Below are 17,799 nucleotides of genomic sequence, written 5' to 3'. Positions count from 1 at the left end.
AAAGCCCGTCTCTCAGCGCGTGGCCGCGCGGCGTAACCCATCGTGCAAGCGAGGCCGGGAACATACTGCGATTCTGACCGGGCGCAAGTGTTTTTCTGGACGCGCCGGGATGCGCAGCCGCCGCGGCGCAAGGCCGTCCCGAACCCGGCCTCAGCGCTCTGCCACGGGGCGCAGCGCCAGCCAGATCAGCGCACCCCCGGCCAGCGCCAGGAACGGCACCATGGCCAGGTTGACCGCCGCCCAGCCCGCGGCGGCCGACCCGCCCGAACAGTTCATCAACCCCCCCGAGGCCAGCGAGGCGAGCGTCACCCCGGCAAAGACCAGCGTGTCGTTCATCCCCTGCGCCGCGCCGCGTTCCTCCGGGCCATGCGCCTGCGCCAGCATCGCCGTCGCCCCGATGAAGCCGAAATTCCAGCCGATGCCCAGCAGGATCAGCGCGGCATAGAACTGCTCCAGCGCAACCCCGCTCAATGCCACCCCGCCCGACAGCGCCAGGATCGTCAGCCCCGCCGCCACCACGGGCCGCGCGCCGAACCGCGCGATCAGATGCCCGGTGAAGAAACTCGGCACATACATCGCCAGCACATGCGCCGTCACGATATCCGCCGCGACCCCGGTATCGAAGCCGCAGCCGACAACCGCCAGCGGCGACGAGGTCATCACCAGGTTCATCAGCGCATAGGACACCATCCCGCAGATGATCGCCACCGCGATCGCCGGATCGCGCAACAGCGCCACCCGACCGCGCCCGCCCGTCTGGCCCGCCACGCGGCGCGGCGGCGCGGGGATGTCGAGAAAGGCGAACAGCACCGGACCGACCAGGTTGATCGCGATCACCGCCAGATAGGTGCCGAGAAAGGGAACCACCATCGCCTCGGCCGTCACCTTCACCAGCTGCGGGCCGACGACCGCGGCCACCAGACCGCCCGCCAGCACATAGGAAATCGCCTTGGGCTGGAAATCGCCGGTCGCGCTGTCGGCGGCGGCAAAGCGGTAGAAGCCCTGCGCCGCAAGATAGATGCCGGTCAGGAACGAGCCCGCAAGAAACAACCCGAAGGATCCCTGCACCAGCCCCACGGCACCCACCGCGCCGCCCGCCGCCCCGCCCAGCGTGCCGACCATGAACCCCGCGCGCCGCCCCGCGCGCTGCATCAGGCTTGCCAGCGGCGTCGCACTCAGCATCGAGCCCAGCACGATCAGCGAGATCGGCAGCGTCGCCCAGCACGGGTCGGGCGCCAGCGTCTGGCCCGCAAGCCCGCCGATGGTGAAGATCATCGGCATCTGCGCGCCGATCAGCGCCTGCGCGGCGACCAGAAGGCCGACATTGCGCCTTGCGCGCGACGGGGACAGGGGCGGGGCAGGGACGGTCTTTGTCATGTCCAAGTCCTAGCCCGCGGCGCGCGGCTGCGAAAGGGAAAGCCTGCTGGCGCAGGCTGCCTCCGGCGGGGATATTTGGGGCCAGAAGAAGGTGCAGAGGCGCGCGCCTGACGGGCAAGGTCGGGGGCCCCGACCTGGCGCGCGGCCTTGCCGTCTTCTTCTGGCCACAAATATCCCGGGTGGAGTCCGAAGGACGGGGGGCAGCGCCCCCCGCGGGTCGCCTTGCGCAGCAAGGCGAAACCCGTCACCGCAAGGGTCCCGCGCGGGTCGGCCGTTGCGGCCGCGCCGCTTTGGGTCTAGACCCGGACCGCCAGACAGCGGAGGGTTTGACGTGACACGGGTACTCGAGGCGGGCCGCGCCGGCGCGGCGAAGGGCGAGGCGGATCGGCTGGTGATCTTCCTGCACGGCTATGGCGCCAACGGGGCCGATCTTCTGGGACTTGCCGAGCCGCTCGCCCCGCACATGCCGCGCACCGCCTTCCTCGCCCCCGATGCGCCGGAAAGCTGCGCGGGCGTGCCCTTCGGCCATCAATGGTTCCCGATCCCCTGGATCGACGGCTCGACCGAGGAACAGAGCCGCGAGGGCATGCTGCGCGCGGCGGATGACCTGAACGCCTGGCTCGACGCGGTCGCCGCGGAGGAGGGGATCGGGCCGCGCCAGACGGTGCTGCTCGGCTTTTCCCAGGGCACGATGATGGCGCTGCATGTGGGCGCGCGCCGTGCGCCGCCCTGCGCGGGGATCGTGGGCTTCTCGGGCCGACTGCTGGCGCCGGACCTGCTGGAGGACGAGATGGTGGCCCGCCCGCCGGTGCTGCTGGTGCATGGCGATGCCGATGACGTGGTTCCGATCGAGGCGCTGCCCGAGGCGGGCAATGCGCTCAGCGCGGCGGGGTTCGATGTCTATGCCCATGTGATGAAGGGCACCGGCCACGGCATCGCCCCTGACGGGCTGAGCGTGGCGCTGGCCTTCATGCGCGACCGGCTGATGATCGACCCGACCTGAGGCCGGGCGCGCGGCGTCAGGCGTTCAGCAGCCGGTCGGCGATCACCGCGGCCGAGGTTCGGTTGTCCACGCCCATCTTGTGGAACACCTGTTCCAGGTGCTTGTTCACCGTGCGCGCGCTGAGATCCAGGATCTCGGCGATGTCGCGATTGGTCTTGCCGCGGGTCAGCCAGAACAGCACCTCGGCCTCGCGGTCGGTCAGGCCGAAGGCCTGCGCCAGTTGCGCCTCGTTCTCGCCCTCGCCATGGCGGCGGATGCGCACCATCACCTCGCCGGGATTCTGGCCCAGATAGCGCAGCGCGAGCCCCGCGCCCGCAAAGGGCGGCGCGCTGGAGATCGGCTGTTCGGCCAGCCCCGCCAGCCAGCGCGCCAGCGCGGGCAGGGCGCGGCCCTCGGCCACCAGCGCGCGGCCCTCGGGGCTTTCCAGCAGCGCCAGCGCCCCGGGCGAGCCCCAGGCCAGCCGCCCGTCCGGCGCAAAGGCCAGCACGCTCTGGCCGGCCTGTTCCAGCGCGGACCGGGCCGAGGCGACGGCGCGGGCGTTCAGGACATGGGTGATGATCCGCGCGATCAGCTCGTCCACCACCACGGGCTTGGTGATGTAATCCACCCCGCCCGCGCGCAGCCCGTTCAGGATATGTTCGGACTCCGTCAGCCCGGTCATGAAGATCACCGGCGCAGGTTCGGGCCGCGGCCCGGATTTCAGGATGCGGCAGGTCTCGAACCCGTCCATGCCGGGCATCATCGCATCCATCAGGATCACGTCGGGCCGCACCCGGCGCGCCAGCTCGATCCCCTCGGGCCCCGAGCGCGCGACCAGCACCGTCATGCCGTTATCCTCCAGCGCCGCCGAGATCAGCCCCAGCGTCTCGGGCGCGTCGTCGATCACCAGCGCGATCGAGCGGGCGGGCAGGACCGGGGGATAGGTCTCAGGCAGCATCGCGGGTCATCTCCTTGAGCAGGCGCACGATCCCGGCCATGTCGAACTCGGCCAGCCGGTCGCGCAGCCGCGCCAGCGTCGCGGCATCGAGCAGGCCCGCTGCTTCCAGCGCGTCAAGCTCGCGGCGCACGCCCGCGGCATGGCCGATCCCGGCCAGCCCCTGCAACCGCGTCAGCGTCTCGGGCGCGATGGCGGGCGGCGCGGCGGCCTCGGGCGCGGTCTCGGCCGCGTGGCGGTCCTCGAAGACCAGGTCGATCTTCATCAGGTCCGCCAGCCGCACCAGCACGTCGCGCAGCGAATAGGGCTTGACCACGAAGGCATCGTAAAGCCCCTCGCGGTCGACCGGCATCCGCGCCTCCAGCGCGTGGCCGGTCACCATCACGATGGGCGTGGCGCGGTGGTCGGGCCGCGCGCGCAGGCGCTGCGCCAGTTGCCAGCCATCCATCCCCGGCATGTCGATGTCCAGCAGGAACAGGTCCGGTGCGCAATCGTCCAGGATGCCCAGCGCGGTTTCTGCATCGGGCACGGTCTGCACCAGGAACCCCATCGGTCGCAGCACGGTATCGAGCAGCCGCAGATGGTCCAGATCGTCATCGACCGCCATGATCGTCCGGCGCGGCCCCAGATAGCCGCGCGCCTTCAGTCGCTCGGGCGCGGGCGAGGCGGCGCGGGGCTGGTCGGCCTCGGGCAGGACCGAGGGCAGCATCAGCCGGACCCGAAAGGTCGTGCCCTCGCCCGGCGCGCTGTCCACGGTGATCTCGCCGCCCAGGATCTCGACCAGCAGCCGCGTGATCGTCAGCCCCAGCCCCGAGCCCGGGCTGCCGCCCTTGGACGAGAGCCGCTCGAACGGCTTCCAGACCCGCTCGAACTGGTCGGGCGCGATGCCGATGCCGGTATCGCTGACCTCGATCACCGCAACCTCGTTGCGATAGCGCACGCTCAGCGCGACCGAGCCGCGCTCGGTATAGGCGATGGCGTTGGACAGCAGGTTGATCAGGATCTGGCGCAGCCGCTTCTCGTCGAAATCGATCCATTCGGGCAGGTTGCCGGTCGTGCGGATGCCGAAATCCAGCCCCTTCTCGCGTGCCGGCCCCTCGAAGATCGCGGCGACATGGCGCAACAGCATCGGCAGGTTGATCCGGTCGCGATGGATCTCCAGCCGCCCGGCCTCGATCTTCGAGATGTCCAGCAGGTTCTCGATCAGCCCCGCAAGATGTTCCGACCCGCGCCGGATCGTGCGCACCGCGTCGCGCCGTGCCGCGGGGATGTCGGCAGAGTTCTCCAGCACCTGGGCAAAGCCGTAGATCGCGTTCAGCGGCGTGCGCAATTCATGGCTGATCCCGGCCATGTAGCGCGTCTTGGCCAGGTTCGCGGCCTCGGCCTTGTCCTTTTCCTTCTGCAATTGCGCGTCCGTGCGCTCATGCGCGCGGATCTCGCGCAACAGCCGCTGGGTCTGCAGGTCGGCCTCGTCGCGGGCCTTGTTCTGGCTTTCGATGGCGAGGATCAGCGTCCAGGCGATCACCCCGATCACCACCAGCGCGGTGCAGAAGATCACCGTCAGCACCGCGTCCAGGTCGGGGCTGCCCGCATGGGCCCGGACCAGCAGCAGAAGCCCCCCGATGATCGCCGCCGGAATCGCCGTGCCGATCACGAAGACCGACAGCCGCGACATCAGCGCCCGTGCCACCGGGTCGGGCAGGGCGGCATGCAGCATCCGCACCACCATCGCGTCGACCCGGCCATGCGGCTTGCAGCCGTCGCGGCAGGAACTGTCCAGCGTGCAGCACAGCGAACAGATCGGCCCGGCATAGAACGGGCAATGGGTCATGTCCTCGGCATCGAAGCGGTATTCGCAGATCGAGCACGCACAGGTCGCCCCGGCCTCGTGCTGCCGATCCGCCGTCTCGGGCAGGGGGCGGGCGATGTAGAACCGCCCTCCCGTGGCCCAGGCGATCACCGGCGCCATGGCAAAGGCGGTGAACAGCGCGATGAAGGCCGACAGCGCCTCGGCCGTCTCGCCCATCAGCCCGCCATGGGCGACAAAGGCGATCACCACCGCGCCGCCCATCGCCCCCATGCCGACCGGGTTGATGTCGTAAAGATGCGCGCGGCGGAACTCGATCCCCCGCGGGCTCAGGCCCAGCGGCTTGTTGACCACCAGATCCGCGGTCAGCGCCCCGATCCAGGCCAGCGCGACATGGGAATAGAGGCCAAGGATATGCTCCAGCGCCCCGAACACGCCCAGTTCCATCAGCATCAGCGCGATGGCGACGTTGAACACCAGCCAGACCACGCGGCCCGGATGGGAATGGGTCAGCCGCGAAAAGAAGTTCGACCAGGCGATCGACCCCGCATAGGCATTGGTCACGTTGATCTTGAGCTGGCTCAGGATCACGAAGGCCCCGGTCAGCGCCAGCGCCAGCGCGGGCGAGGCCAGCACCTGTTCGAAGGCGGTCAGATACATCCGCGTCGGATCGGTCGCGTCCTTCGCGGGCACGCCCGCCGCGACCACCAGCGTCACCAGGAACGAGCCCGCCAGCATCTTGGCCACCCCGAGGATCGACCAGCCCGGCCCCGCGGCCAGCAGCGCCGCCCACCATTTGCGCCGCTCGGCCCGGGTCTTCGGCTCGGGCAGGAAGCGCAGGAAATCCACCTGCTCGCCGATCTGCGCGATCAGCGACAGCGCCACGCCCGAGGCCGCGCCGATCATCAGGATGGTGGCGCCGTCCTTGCCATGGACGCCGTCGAACCCGGTCCAGACGCCCAGATCCGTCCCCGCCCAGGCCAGAAAGGCAAAGGGCATCAGGTGCAGCACGATCCAGAACGGCTGGGTCCAGGTCTGGAAGACCGAGATCTTGGAAAACCCGTTCACCACCAGCGGGATCACGATCAGCGCCGACAGGATGTAGCCCAGCGTGACGGGAATCCCGAAACACAGCTCCAGCGCCAGCGCCAGGATCGCGGCCTCAAGCGCGAAGAAGATGAAGGTGAAGCTGGCATAGATCAGCGAGGTCACCGTCGAGCCGATATAGCCGAACCCCGCGCCGCGGGTCAGAAGGTCGATATCGACCCCGTAGCGCGCGGCGTAATAGCTGATCGGCAGGCCGGTCAGGAACAGCACCGCGCCCACCAGCATGATCGCGATGATCGCCGCGTCGAAGCCATAGGTCAGCGTGATCGCCCCGCCGATCGCCTCCAGCGCCAGGAACGAGATCGAGCCCAGCGCCGTGTTGGCCACCCGCGCATGGCTCCAGCGCCGCGCGCGTCGCGCGGTGAAGCGCAGCGCGAAATCCTCCATCGTCTCGTTGGCGACCCAGCGGTTATAGCTGCGCCGCCCGCCGGTCGCGCTGAACGGAACCTGCATGTTCCCTGTCATTTCATCGTTCCCCGACCGCCCGGGCATCGCCCGGCGGTCACCCACAGCAAGGGATGATAGGTGGAAAAACGCGCAGTCCCATACGTCATTCGACGTATACTGCGCCGCGGCATTCTCTGCGAGCCTTCAGGTCACGGGCGGGGATCACACCCGCCGCTCTCCCACACACGGACCAGTCTGACCTGACAAGGAGGCGAGATGACCGATTTTTCCAAACCCAAGACGCCGGGCATGAGCCGGCGCGCCGTTCTGGCCGGCGGTGCCGCGCTGACCGCGTCGCTGTTCGCACCCAGGGGGCTGCGCGCCCAGGACTTCCCGACCGCCGCGGTCAACACCACCGGTCTGGCCGTCACCGACAGCACGGTGACCATCGGCATCCTGCATTCGGTGACCGGCACCATGGCGATCTCGGAAACCGGCTCGGTCCAGGCCGAGAAACTGGCCATCGAGCAGATCAACGCGATGGGCGGCGTGCTGGGCCGCAAGATCCAGTTCATCCAGGAAGACGGCGCCTCGGACTGGCCGACCTTCGCCGAAAAGGCGCGCAAGTTGCTGGTCAACGACAAGGTGGCGTCCGTCATGGGCTGCTGGACCTCGGCCAGCCGCAAGGCGGTGCTGCCGGTCTTCGAACAGCATAACGGCATGCTCTACTACCCGACCTTCTACGAGGGTCTCGAACAGTCGCCCAACGTGATCTACACGGGCCAGGAAGCGACGCAGCAGATCATCGCGGGGCTGGACTGGGTCAACCAGACCAAGGGCGCGAAAAGCTTCTACCTGCTGGGCTCGGACTATATCTGGCCGCGCACCTCGAACAAGATCGCCCGCAAGCATATCGAGAACTTCATGGAGGGCTGCGAGGTCGTGGGCGAGGAATACTACCCGCTCGGCCACACGCAGTTCAACTCGGTCATCAACAAGATCAAGCTGCGCAAGCCCGACGTGATCTATGCCATCGTCGTCGGCGGCTCGAACGTGGCCTTCTACAAGCAGCTCAAGGCTGCGGGCATCGACCCGACCAAGGAATCGCCCATCGTCCTGACGATTTCCGTCACCGAGGACGAGATCCGCGGCATCGGCGGCGAGAATATCGAGGGCTCCTATGCCTGCATGAAGTACTTCCAGTCGCTGGATAACCCCAACAACATCGAATTCGTCAAGGCGTTCAAGGAGATGTGGGGCGCCGATATGGTGATCGGCGATGTGACGCAAGCCGCCTATCTGGGGCCGTGGCTGTGGAAGGCGGCGGTCGAGGCGGCGGGCAGTTTCGACATCGACAAGGTGCGCGAGGCCAGCCCCGGCATCGAGCTTCCGACCGCGCCCGAGGGCTATGTCAAGATCCACGAGAACCATCACCTGTGGTCCAAGACGCGCGTCGGGCGCGCCCGCATGGACGGCCAGTATGACGTGGTCTTCGAGACCGCCGACCTGGTCGAGCCCAACCCGTTCCCGGAAGGCTACCAGTAAGCGGCAGCCGCGCGGCCCGGCCAGGTTCCCTCCGGCCGGGCCGCGTTTCCCTTACCTTCCCCTGTCTGGAGGACTTCCGATGTTTGCCGGATATTCCGCGGGCGAGCTTACCGCGATCTTCGCGATGCAGGGCTTCGCCGGTCTGATACTCTTTTCGGTCTTCGTGCTGATGGCGCTGGGTCTGGCGATCATCTTCGGCCAGATGGGCGTGATCAACATGGCGCATGGGGAATTCATGATCCTCGGCGCCTATGTGACATACCTGGTCTCGCATGCCTTCGCCGACTACATGCCGGCGCTGTTCTCGTTCTATTTCTTCGTCGCGATGGCGCTGGCCTTCCTCGCCTCGGGGGCGCTGGGCATGCTGGTGGAATGGGGGCTGATACGCCATCTATACCGCCGCCCGCTCGACACGCTCCTGGCGACCTGGGGGCTGAGCCTGATCCTTCAGCAGATCTACCGCTCGGTCTTTGGCGCGCGCGAGGTTGGCGTCACGATCCCGGACTGGATGATGGGCTCGCTGCCGCTGACCGACATGATCGAGGTGCCGATCAACGGGCTGTTCGTGATGGCGCTGGCGTTGGGGATCTCGGTGGCGATCTATCTGCTGATGTTCCGCTCGCGCTGGGGCCAGCAGGTGCGTGCGATCAACCAGAACCGGGTGATGGCGGGTGCGGTCGGCATCAACACCGAACGCACCGACCGGCTGACCTTCGGCATCGGCTGCGGCATCGCGGGCGTGGCGGGCTCGGCCTTCACGATGATCGGTTCGACCGGGCCGACCTCGGGACAGCTTTACATCGTCGATACCTTCCTCGTGGTCGTCTTCGGCGGCGCGGGCAGCATTCTGGGCACGATCGCCTCGGCCTTCACGATCAGCCAGGCGCAATCCGTCCTCGAATTCTTCCTCTCGGGCTCGATGGCCAAGGTCATCACGCTTCTGGTGGTCGTCGGCATCCTGATGCTGCGCCCGCAGGGCCTGTTCGCCCTGAAACTCCGCAAGTGAGGGAAGACCCATGCAAATCGACCGCAAGACCCGCTTCCTGACCCGCGAAGAGGCGATCTATTTCGGCCTCCTTGCCGCGGTGATCTTCCTCATCCTGCCGCTGGCGCTGGACAGCTTCCGGCTCAACCTCTTCGGCAAGTATCTCACCTATGCCTTCGTCGCCATAGGCCTCGTCCTCTGCTGGGGGGCGGGGGGCATCCTCAGCCTCGGGCAGGGGGTGTTCTTCGGGCTGGGCGGCTATGCCATGGCGATGTTCCTGAAACTCGAGGCCTCGACCCCCGAGGCGACCGCGATCCAGTCCACGCCGGGCATCCCCGACTTCATGGACTGGAACCAGATCACCGCGCTGCCCTGGTGGTGGGAGCCGTTCAACTCGCTCGCCTTCAGCCTGATCGCGGTGGTGATCGTGCCGGTGGCCTTCGCCTTCATCATCGGGGTCGCGATGTTCCGCCGCCGGGTGGGGGGGGTCTATTTCGCGATCATCACCCAGGCCATCGCCGCGATCCTGACGATCCTCATCATCGGCCAGCAGGGCTTTACCGGCGGGGTCAACGGCATCACCGACCTGCGCACGCTCAAGGGCTGGGACATCCGCACCGACGAGGCCAAGGAAATCCTCTACTTCGTCAACGCGGTGCTGCTGTTCGCCTGCCTCTTTGCCGCGCAATATGTCCGCCGCTCGAAACTGGGCCGCCTGCTGATCGCCATGCGCGACCAGGAGGACCGGGTGCGCTTCTCGGGCTATGACGTGGCCAGCTTCAAGATCTTCGTCTTCTGCCTGGGCGCGGCCTTCGCGGGCATCGGCGGCGCGATGTTCACCCTTCAGGTCGGCTTCATGTCGCCCACGCTGGTCGGCATCGTGCCCTCGATCGAGATGGTGATCTTCGCCGCCGTGGGGGGGCGCCTGTCGATCCTGGGCGCGGTCTATGGTACGCTTCTGGTCAACTGGGCCAAGACCACGCTTTCGGAAAGCTTCCCCGAGCTCTGGCTCCTGGGCCTCGGCGCGCTGTTCATCGCGGTCGTGATGTTCTTTCCGAACGGCCTTGCCGGGCTCTGGTCCGAACAGGTCATGCCGCGCCTGCGCAAGCTGTTCGCCGGTCGCGGGGCAGGGGCCAGGCCCCCCGCCGCGCCCTTCCCCGCCAATTCCGCATCGGCCCCGGACAGCCCGGCGGCCAAGGCCGCAGCCGAGTGAGGTGATCCCATGTCAATTCATCAGACCAGTTTCGTCCTGTCTGTCGAGGATCTGACGGTCTCCTTCGACGGGTTCAAGGCGGTGGACGGGCTGACCTTCTATGTCGAACCCAACGAATGCCGGGTGATGATCGGGCCGAACGGGGCGGGCAAGACCACCGTGCTCGACCTGATCTGCGGGCGGACCCGCGCCACCTCCGGCTCGGTCCGGTTCAAGGACCAGGAGCTTCTGAGCATGCGCGAGGACCAGATCGTTCTGGCTGGCGTGGGCCGCAAGTTCCAGACTCCCTCGGTCTACGAGGATCTCAGCGTCTTCGAGAATCTCGAACTCAGCTTCCCGCGCGGGCATGGCGTCTTCGGCTCGCTGTTCTTCCGCCGCGATGCCGAGGTCAAGGACCGCATCCAGGAGATTGCCGAGACGATCTTCCTGGCCGATCTGCTGGACGAAAAGGCCGCCTTCCTCAGCCACGGCCAGAAGCAGTGGCTGGAAATCGGGATGCTGCTGATCCAGGACCCCGAACTGCTGATGCTGGACGAGCCCGTGGCCGGCATGTCGGTGGCCGAGCGCAAGAAGACCGCCGAGCTTCTGAACCGCATCATCGACCACCGCTCGGTGATCGTGATCGAGCATGACATGGGCTTTGTCGAGGACATCGCGACCCGCGTCACCGTCCTGCACCAGGGCAAGACCCTGTCCGAGGGCAAGATGGACAAGGTCAAGAACGATCCCAAGGTCATCGAAGTCTATCTGGGCCATTGAGGAGGCGCGACATGCTGAACGTCACCGACCTGCACGCCGCCTACGGGCAATCGGAAATCCTGCACGGGCTGCACCTGAACGTCGCGCCGGGCGAGATCGTCGCGATCATGGGCCGCAACGGCATGGGCAAGACCACGTTGATGAAGACGCTGATGGGCATCGTGCCCGCCACGGGCGGCACCGTCCGCGTGGGCGAGGCCGAGGTCACCGGGCTGAAATCCCACCAGCGGGTGGCCAGCGGCATCGCCTATGTGCCGCAGGGGCGGATGATCTTTTCCGCCATGACGGTGCAGGAAAACGTCGAAACCGGCCTGACCGTCACCGGCAAGAAGGAGGTGCCGGGCGATATCTACGAATTGTTTCCGGTGCTTCTGGAGATGAAGTCCCGCCGCGGCGGCAACCTGTCGGGCGGCCAGCAGCAGCAGCTTGCCATCGCCCGGGCACTGGCCTCCGACCCCAAGGTGCTTCTGCTCGATGAGCCGACCGAGGGCATCCAGCCCAACATCATCCGCGACATGGCCCGCACCCTGCGCCGCATCCGCGACCAGCGCGGCCTGTCCATCGTCGTCTCGGAACAGGTGCTCAGTTTCGCCCTCGACGTGGCCGACCGCGTGATGGTGATCGAGAACGGCCGCTTCGTCCATGACAGCCCGCGCGACGGGATCGACGAGGCCAAGGTCTCGAAATTCCTGTCCGTCTGAACCTTCAACCCTGGCAGCAAGAGAGGACAACGCCATGGCAGACACCCTCATCTCGGTGAATCTCGGCGAAAGCCCGCACACGAACGAGTGCGTGCACAACCGCTGGCATCCCGACATCCCCATCGCCGTCTGGGTCGAACCCGGCGACGATTTCAAGATCGAGACCTATGACTGGACCGGCGGCCAGATCGCCAACAACGATGACGCGGCCGATGTGCGCGACGTGGAACTCGAACAGGTGCATTACCTGTCCGGCCCCATCGGCGTGAAGGGCGCCGCACCGGGCGACCTGCTTGTGGTCGAGATCCTCGATATCGGCGCCAAGGACGAGATGCTCTGGGGCTTCAACGGCTTCTTCTCCAAGAAGAACGGCGGCGGCTTCCTGACCGAGCATTTCCCCGAGGCGCAGAAGTCCATCTGGGATTTCCACGGCATGTTCACCTCGTCCCGCCATGTGCCGGGGGTGAAATATGCAGGGCTGATCCATCCGGGCCTGATCGGCTGCCTGCCCGACCGCAAGATGCTGGACATGTGGAATGCCCGCGAAAAGGCGCTGGTCGACACCGACCCGGACCGCGTGCCGCCCCTGGCCGCGCTGCCCAACACCCAGTCGGCTCATATGGGCAAGCTGAAGGGCGAGGCCCGCGACAAGGCCGCCGCCGAAGGCGCCCGCACCGTGCCCCCGCGCGAACATGGCGGGAATTGCGACATCAAGGATCTCAGCCGCGGCTGCAAGATCTACTTCCCCGTCTATGTCGACGGCGCGGGCCTTTCGATGGGCGATTTGCATTTCAGCCAGGGCGATGGCGAGATCACCTTCTGCGGCGCCATCGAGATGGCGGGCTGGCTGCATCTGAAGGTCGATCTCATCAAGGACGGCGTGGCGAAATACGGGATCAAGAACCCGATCTTCAAGCCGTCGCCCATCACGCCGAAATATGACGACTACCTGATCTTCGAGGGGATCTCGGTCGACGAGCAGGGCAAGCAGCATTACCTCGACGTTCACATCGCCTATCGCCAGGCCTGCCTCAACGCCATCGAATACCTCAAGAAATTCGGCTATACCGGCGCGCAGGCCTACGCGATCCTCGGCACCGCGCCGGTGCAGGGGCATATCTCGGGCGTGGTGGACATTCCCAATGCCTGCGCCACGCTCTGGCTGCCGACCGACATCTTCGATTTCGACATCAAGCCGGGCAGCGCGGGGCCGACGAAATATCTCGACGGCTCGGTGGACGTGCCGCTGGCGCCCGATCTGTGACATGGCCCGGGGCCGCGGCGCGCGTCGCGGCCCCCGTTCCCCGCGGGAGAGAGAGATGCCCTATTACGATTACTGCTGCGCCGATTGCGGCCCCTTCACCGGCTTTGCCGCCATGGCCGATTACGACAAGCCCACCGCCTGTCCCGAATGCGGCGGGACCGCGGCGCGCGCGATCTTCACACCGCCCAAGCTGGCCATCGTCGGCGCCGCCACCCGCAAGGCGCATGAGACCAACGAGCGCGCAAGGCACGAACCCAAACGTTCGGGCCACGGGCCGGGCTGCGGCTGCTGTTCGGGCGGGGCCAAGAAGAACAGCGGCACGCTGCACCGCCCGGACGGATCGAAAAGCTTCCCGGCCAAGCGGCCCTGGATGATCTCGCACTAGGCGCGACGCAGTCCGGCCCGGTTTGCGCCCCGGTTCCGCCGGGGCTTGGGCGCTGCTGCCTGCGGTTAACCCCGCCGAAACCCTGATCGCCCAATATTTGACCATATTGGTCCGGACAGGCGGTCGGCAGGGGAACGGGAAGGCTCACGGATGGCGACGCTCTACCTTTGGCAGAGGGCCGATATCACCTCCTTCGGCCCGGATGTCTTTCCGAACACGATGGACGCCAATGGCGGGGCCGTCGGCTCCTCCTCGTTCCGGATCGCCGCCGACGCGACGGCCAAACCGATCGAGGTCACCGACAACGACAGCAATTTCAACGATAACGACGCCTCCAGCCAGGTGCTGACCAGCGCTATGCTAGCTTAACCTGCTGTCCACGAAACCGGCAGCAGGCCACACGGCCGGCACGGCGATCAAGCCCGACTATGCCTACATCGTGCGCCCCCAGGGCGGATCGGCGGCGGACGACATCATCGTCTACGGCGTCAAGATCGGCAACAATATCGAGGGCGTCGCCTCGAACAAGCAATTGCTGTCGGGCGTCACCTACAATGTGCTCTCGATCTCCAGCAACACCCCCACGATCGCCTATACCGGCCTTTACGTCTGCTTCGCCGCAGGAACGCATCTGCTGACCGCGGCGGGCGAGGTGCCGGTGGAAACCCTGCGTCCCGGCTGCCGTCTGGTGACCGCCGATCACGGGCTTCAGCCGCTGCGCTGGATCCTCGGGCGGCGCGTCCAGGCGCAGGGTCCGGCCGCCCCGGTGATCTTCGACCCCGAGGGGCAGTCCGGCAGGCCGCTGGCGGTATCGCAACAGCACCGCATGGCCGTCGACAGCGCGGGGCAGGAGGTGCTGGTGGCAGCCAAGGCCTTCCTCGGCCAGCCCGGCGTGCGGCTGCGCAGCGGCGGGGCGGTGCGCTATTAGCATCTGCTGATGGACCGCCACGAAATCCTGTTCGCCGAAGGCCTTCGCGCCGAAAGCTTCAATCCTGGCCCCGAGGCGTGGAAAACCCTTGCCCCCGCCACCCGCGCACAGCTTCTGGCGCTCTGCCCGCGGCTTGCGTCGGGACCGTTCGACATGGCCCGCCCGGTGCTCGGCCCGAATGCCTGGCGCCGCAAGGCGGGGCTTGCCCCGCTGCGCCCCGGCAGCCCGGACATGGACATGCTCACCGACGAGACCGGCGCGCTCCGGACCATGCGGGCCTGAGCCGGACCCCGCGCCGTCACGGCAGGGCGGGCAATGTGGCCCGCAACCGCGCCATCCCGCCTGGCCGCCAGCCCAGCATCCGCGCCCGGTCCCAGCGCAGCACGGCAAGCGGCGCCTCGCTTTCCGGCGGCAGCGGATGGCCGATCCCCTCGGCCTCGGCCAGCAGCGCCAGCAGGTCGCGCCGATCCAGCAGGATGTCCGACAGGTTTACCGCCCGCCCCGCCACCATCCCCGCCGGGGCCGTCCGGATCAGCCGCGCCGCGGCGGCCAGATCCGCGCCGTGCAGTTCGGTGCCCCGGCGCGGCGCGATGGGGCGGCCCGCGCGGAAATCGTCGAAGAGATCCGCCCATTTGTGCCGCTGTCCCGGTCCCGGCGGCCCATAGACCCCCGTCGCGCGCAGCGAAACCGGCACGAAGCCGGGACCGGCCATCGCGAACAGCGCGTCCTCGGCGCGCGCCTTGACCACGCCGTAAAGCGTGTCGGGCTTGGCGCCCAGATCATCGGTCAGGTCCGCCCCCGCAGGCCAGCCGCCATGCACCGCCCGGCTCGACAGGAACAGCAGATGCCGCACGCCCGAGGCCCGCGCCGCCTGGAACAGCGCGACCGATCCCGCCAGGTTGGCCGCGACGAACCCCTCGGGGTCGTCCCCCTCGCCGCCGCGATAGCGCCCCGGCACATGGGCAAAGGCGCAATGGATCACCGCCTCGATCCCCGCAAGATCGGGCCGGTCGCCCAGTTCATAGGCCAGATGCGCGACCGGGCCGGAAAAGAAGCCGGGCGCAGGCGGGGTGCGGGTCAGCACGGTGACCGCCTCGCCCGCCGCCAGCGCCTCCTCCACGAAGAAGCGCCCGACCAGCCCCGTCGCGCCGGTGACGGCCAGGCTCATGCGCCAGGGCCGGGCAGGGTGGCGGGATCGGGAATGTCCTCGCCCCGCTCATGGGCGCGCCACAGCTCGATCAGCGGGCGCAGGCGGTCGGCCTTGGCATGGTCCTGCCAGGGCTTTTCGTACTGGAAATGCAGCACCCTGATATCCGCCCAGGACCACAGGTCGGGCAGGTTGAACCAGACATATTGCAGCATGTTGTCGAAGACCGGCAGCCCGTGCCAGTCGGGAAAGAACTCCTGAAGAAAGCTCTGGTCCGTGCGCCGCCAGAACGCGCCGGGCGCATCCAGACGGGCCAGCATCCGGTAAAAGGTCTCGGGGTTCGGCCGCGCGGTGAAGACGCCCGAATTCATCCGGTGGAAATCGCCCAGGCTTTCATAGACATTCGGGGCCGCGCAGAACTCGGGGTAATGGAACAGCCGGTCGATATTGCGCAGCACCAGCGTGTCGGCATCCAGGAACACCACCCGTTCATAGTCGAGCTGCCAGAGCCGCAGCTTGCAGAAATTGTCCAGCGGCGTGTGAAAGGCAGGCTTTTCCCCCTTGGTGAAGGGGGCAAGCCCGTGGATGCGGTCCTTGGCATGGGCCGCGTTGAACGCGTCCGAGGTCGGCAAAAGGTCGATCTCGACCAGCCGCGCCCCCAGATCGGCCAGCGGTGCCAGCGCCGCAGCGCCGACCCCGCCGGTATGCAGAACGCAGATCTCGGCAGGCGTCCCCGTTGCCTGAAGGGATCGCATCAACGCCTTGGCCCCCAACGCGAAATCCGCGTTGGTGACCAGCGTGGCATAGGCGAATGGCCCGCGCGCCGGGGCCGCGGGCCGCAGCCCCTCGGTCACGACACCGACTTCAGCTTCTTGCCCTCGACATCATGCACGACGCGGGAGGCAATGTCCCTGGTCCAGGCCGAGACGCAGGGCACGCGCGAGCGATCGACCCGATGGGCGAACTTGCGGGCGATCTCGACCACCTCCTCCAGCAGACCCTCCTGCAAGGTGATCGGTTTCAGCCCCAGATCGAGGAAATGGTCGTTCTTGACCACCAGCTCGTTCTCGGCGGCCTCTTTCCGCGGGTTCGGCAGATAGGCGATCTTCGCGCCGGTGATCCGGGACACCAGTTCCGCCAGATCGCGGACCCGATGCGTTTCCGTCATCTGGTTGAAGATCTTGACCCGCTCGCCCGCCTCGGGCGCATCGCCCAGCGCCAGTTCGACACAGCGCACCGTGTCCTGGATATGGATGAAGGCCCGCGTCTGCCCGCCCGTGCCATGCACCGTCAGCGGATAGTCGATGGCCGCCTGGGCGAGGAACCGGTTCAGCACCGTGCCGTAATCGCCGTCATAGTCGAAGCGGTTGACCAGTTGCGGGTGGCGCCTTGTCTGGTCGGTATTGGTGCCCCAGACGATGCCCTGATGCAGGTCGGTGATGCGCAGCCCGTCATTCTGGGCGTAGAACTGGAACAGGATCTGATCCAGCGACTTGGTCATGTGATAGACCGAGCCGGGCCGCGTGGGATACAGGATCTCCATCCCCTTCGCGCCCTCGGGCGTGTCGATATTGACATCCAGATAGCCCTCGGGGATCGGCGCGCCGATCGTCGAATAGCCATAGACGCCCATCGTGCCCAGATGCACCAGATGCGCGTCGATGCCGGTTTCCACCATCGCCACCAGCAGGTTGTGGGTCGCGTTGATGTTGTTGTCGACGGTATAGATCTTGTGCCGGTCCGAGATCATCGAATAGGGCGCGGCGCGCTGCTCGGCGAAATGGATGATCGCGTCGGGGCGTTCCTCGGCCAGCCAGTCGCGCAGGCGGTAATATTCCTTTGCCAGGTCGATCAGGTGAAAGCGGATCGCCTGCCCCGAGACCTCCTTCCAGACCCGACAGCGTTCCTGGATCGAATCCATCGGCGTCAGCGACTGCACGCCCAGCTCGGCGTCGATCCAGCGGCGCGACAGGTTGTCGATGATGTGGACCTCATGGCCCAGCTCGGACAGGTGCAGAGAGGTCGGCCAACCGCAGAAACCGTCGCCGCCAAGAACCGCTATCTTCATCGACTCCTCCTTTCGGAACCGAGGGGGGCGGGCGCGGATGACGCTCCCGCTCAGGTGTTTTCATGTGGGCCTTTTCCAACTTTCATTTGAAGCTTTTGTGTCAGGCCCCCGACTTCGGTGATCTGGCCACAACCGCGGCGCGTTTTCCAGCCCCGCCGCCCCTGCGACCGAGTGTCCCTTGTTGTAACG

At 67.1% G+C, this 17,799-nt stretch carries 17 protein-coding genes; 11 read left to right on the top strand and 6 right to left on the bottom strand.

Annotated features, from left to right (window positions below; translation table 11 throughout):
• Window positions 1-150 precede the first annotated feature (150 nt).
• Window positions 151-1,377, bottom strand: a complete 1,227-nt coding sequence (locus tag NHN26_RS04545) for an MFS transporter (RefSeq protein WP_253088331.1) — start codon at window positions 1,375-1,377, stop codon at window positions 151-153.
• A 331-nt stretch (window positions 1,378-1,708) separates the two neighbouring features.
• Here NHN26_RS04545 and NHN26_RS04540 point away from each other — a divergent pair, with 331 nt between their 5' ends.
• Window positions 1,709-2,380 carry an alpha/beta hydrolase gene (locus NHN26_RS04540; RefSeq protein ID WP_253088330.1) on the top strand — a complete coding sequence of 224 codons (672 nt, stop codon included), beginning with the start codon at window positions 1,709-1,711 and terminating at the stop codon, window positions 2,378-2,380.
• A 16-nt stretch (window positions 2,381-2,396) separates the two neighbouring features.
• On the opposite strand, the gene NHN26_RS04535 is transcribed toward NHN26_RS04540, so the two are convergent.
• On the bottom strand, window positions 2,397-3,317 hold the full coding sequence (locus NHN26_RS04535; protein ID WP_132695436.1) for a response regulator transcription factor: 921 nt from the start codon (window positions 3,315-3,317) through the stop codon (window positions 2,397-2,399).
• Complete coding sequence (locus NHN26_RS04530; protein ID WP_253088329.1) at window positions 3,307-6,681, bottom strand: hybrid sensor histidine kinase/response regulator; 3,375 nt, start codon at window positions 6,679-6,681, stop codon at window positions 3,307-3,309. Before NHN26_RS04530 ends, NHN26_RS04535 begins: the two co-directional genes overlap by 11 nt.
• A 210-nt stretch (window positions 6,682-6,891) precedes the next feature.
• Here NHN26_RS04530 and urtA point away from each other — a divergent pair, with 210 nt between their 5' ends.
• From urtA to NHN26_RS04480, 10 genes are all read left to right on the top strand, one after another.
• Window positions 6,892-8,160 carry an urea ABC transporter substrate-binding protein gene (gene urtA / locus NHN26_RS04525; protein WP_253088328.1) on the top strand — a complete coding sequence of 423 codons (1,269 nt, stop codon included), beginning with the start codon at window positions 6,892-6,894 and terminating at the stop codon, window positions 8,158-8,160.
• A 79-nt stretch (window positions 8,161-8,239) separates the two neighbouring features.
• The gene (gene urtB, locus NHN26_RS04520; protein ID WP_253088327.1) at window positions 8,240-9,166 is read left to right on the top strand and encodes an urea ABC transporter permease subunit UrtB; all 927 of its coding nucleotides are present in this window, start codon (window positions 8,240-8,242) and stop codon (window positions 9,164-9,166) included.
• 10 nt (window positions 9,167-9,176) lie between these two features.
• Window positions 9,177-10,358, top strand: a complete 1,182-nt coding sequence (urtC, locus tag NHN26_RS04515) for an urea ABC transporter permease subunit UrtC (protein WP_253088326.1) — start codon at window positions 9,177-9,179, stop codon at window positions 10,356-10,358.
• Between the two features lie 9 nt (window positions 10,359-10,367).
• Complete coding sequence (gene urtD, locus NHN26_RS04510) at window positions 10,368-11,117, top strand: urea ABC transporter ATP-binding protein UrtD (RefSeq protein ID WP_253088325.1); 750 nt, start codon at window positions 10,368-10,370, stop codon at window positions 11,115-11,117.
• Window positions 11,118-11,128: 11 nt separating this feature from the next.
• Complete coding sequence (gene urtE / locus NHN26_RS04505) at window positions 11,129-11,818, top strand: urea ABC transporter ATP-binding subunit UrtE (protein WP_253088324.1); 690 nt, start codon at window positions 11,129-11,131, stop codon at window positions 11,816-11,818.
• 34 nt (window positions 11,819-11,852) lie between these two features.
• Window positions 11,853-13,082: a formamidase gene (gene fmdA, locus NHN26_RS04500; RefSeq protein WP_253088323.1), complete on the top strand. Its 1,230-nt coding sequence runs from the start codon at window positions 11,853-11,855 to the stop codon at window positions 13,080-13,082.
• 55 nt (window positions 13,083-13,137) lie between these two features.
• On the top strand, window positions 13,138-13,467 hold the full coding sequence (locus NHN26_RS04495; RefSeq protein ID WP_132695420.1) for an FmdB family zinc ribbon protein: 330 nt from the start codon (window positions 13,138-13,140) through the stop codon (window positions 13,465-13,467).
• A gap of 150 nt (window positions 13,468-13,617) precedes the next feature.
• On the top strand, window positions 13,618-13,836 hold the full coding sequence (locus tag NHN26_RS04490) for a hypothetical protein (RefSeq protein ID WP_253088322.1): 219 nt from the start codon (window positions 13,618-13,620) through the stop codon (window positions 13,834-13,836).
• 70 nt (window positions 13,837-13,906) lie between these two features.
• The gene (locus NHN26_RS04485) at window positions 13,907-14,395 is read left to right on the top strand and encodes a Hint domain-containing protein (protein ID WP_253088321.1); all 489 of its coding nucleotides are present in this window, start codon (window positions 13,907-13,909) and stop codon (window positions 14,393-14,395) included.
• A 9-nt stretch (window positions 14,396-14,404) separates the two neighbouring features.
• Window positions 14,405-14,677, top strand: a complete 273-nt coding sequence (locus NHN26_RS04480; protein WP_253088320.1) for a Hint domain-containing protein — start codon at window positions 14,405-14,407, stop codon at window positions 14,675-14,677.
• A 16-nt stretch (window positions 14,678-14,693) separates the two neighbouring features.
• On the opposite strand, the gene NHN26_RS04475 is transcribed toward NHN26_RS04480, so the two are convergent.
• Genes NHN26_RS04475 through NHN26_RS04465 form a run of 3 tightly spaced genes read right to left on the bottom strand, consistent with a single transcriptional unit; the run spans window position 14,694 to window position 17,610 of the window.
• On the bottom strand, window positions 14,694-15,563 hold the full coding sequence (locus NHN26_RS04475) for an NAD-dependent epimerase/dehydratase family protein (RefSeq protein ID WP_253088319.1): 870 nt from the start codon (window positions 15,561-15,563) through the stop codon (window positions 14,694-14,696).
• Window positions 15,560-16,396, bottom strand: coding sequence for a glycosyltransferase (locus tag NHN26_RS04470; RefSeq protein WP_253088318.1), 837 nt, complete (start codon window positions 16,394-16,396; stop codon window positions 15,560-15,562). The genes NHN26_RS04475 and NHN26_RS04470 overlap by 4 nt, the downstream gene beginning before the upstream one ends.
• Window positions 16,393-17,610, bottom strand: a complete 1,218-nt coding sequence (locus tag NHN26_RS04465) for an NAD-dependent epimerase/dehydratase family protein (RefSeq protein ID WP_253088317.1) — start codon at window positions 17,608-17,610, stop codon at window positions 16,393-16,395. The genes NHN26_RS04470 and NHN26_RS04465 overlap by 4 nt, the downstream gene beginning before the upstream one ends.
• Window positions 17,611-17,799 lie beyond the last annotated feature (189 nt).

The sequence above is a fragment of the Rhodovulum tesquicola genome, assembly GCF_024128855.1.
GTDB lineage: Bacteria > Pseudomonadota > Alphaproteobacteria > Rhodobacterales > Rhodobacteraceae > Rhodovulum > Rhodovulum tesquicola.
This window is presented reverse-complemented; position numbering and strand designations above follow the sequence as displayed.

Coding starts and splice junctions, on each gene's coding strand:
- NHN26_RS04545 (WP_253088331.1), bottom strand. CDS start 1,377: ATGACAAAGACCGTCCCTGCCCCGCCCCTGTCCCCGTCGCGCGCAAGG.
- NHN26_RS04535 (WP_132695436.1), bottom strand. CDS start 3,317: ATGCTGCCTGAGACCTATCCCCCGGTCCTGCCCGCCCGCTCGATCGCG.
- NHN26_RS04530 (WP_253088329.1), bottom strand. CDS start 6,681: ATGCAGGTTCCGTTCAGCGCGACCGGCGGGCGGCGCAGCTATAACCGC.
- urtA (WP_253088328.1), top strand. CDS start 6,892: ATGACCGATTTTTCCAAACCCAAGACGCCGGGCATGAGCCGGCGCGCC.
- urtB (WP_253088327.1), top strand. CDS start 8,240: ATGTTTGCCGGATATTCCGCGGGCGAGCTTACCGCGATCTTCGCGATG.
- urtC (WP_253088326.1), top strand. CDS start 9,177: ATGCAAATCGACCGCAAGACCCGCTTCCTGACCCGCGAAGAGGCGATC.
- urtD (WP_253088325.1), top strand. CDS start 10,368: ATGTCAATTCATCAGACCAGTTTCGTCCTGTCTGTCGAGGATCTGACG.
- urtE (WP_253088324.1), top strand. CDS start 11,129: ATGCTGAACGTCACCGACCTGCACGCCGCCTACGGGCAATCGGAAATC.
- fmdA (WP_253088323.1), top strand. CDS start 11,853: ATGGCAGACACCCTCATCTCGGTGAATCTCGGCGAAAGCCCGCACACG.
- NHN26_RS04495 (WP_132695420.1), top strand. CDS start 13,138: ATGCCCTATTACGATTACTGCTGCGCCGATTGCGGCCCCTTCACCGGC.
- NHN26_RS04490 (WP_253088322.1), top strand. CDS start 13,618: ATGGCGACGCTCTACCTTTGGCAGAGGGCCGATATCACCTCCTTCGGC.
- NHN26_RS04480 (WP_253088320.1), top strand. CDS start 14,405: ATGGACCGCCACGAAATCCTGTTCGCCGAAGGCCTTCGCGCCGAAAGC.
- NHN26_RS04475 (WP_253088319.1), bottom strand. CDS start 15,563: ATGAGCCTGGCCGTCACCGGCGCGACGGGGCTGGTCGGGCGCTTCTTC.
- NHN26_RS04465 (WP_253088317.1), bottom strand. CDS start 17,610: ATGAAGATAGCGGTTCTTGGCGGCGACGGTTTCTGCGGTTGGCCGACC.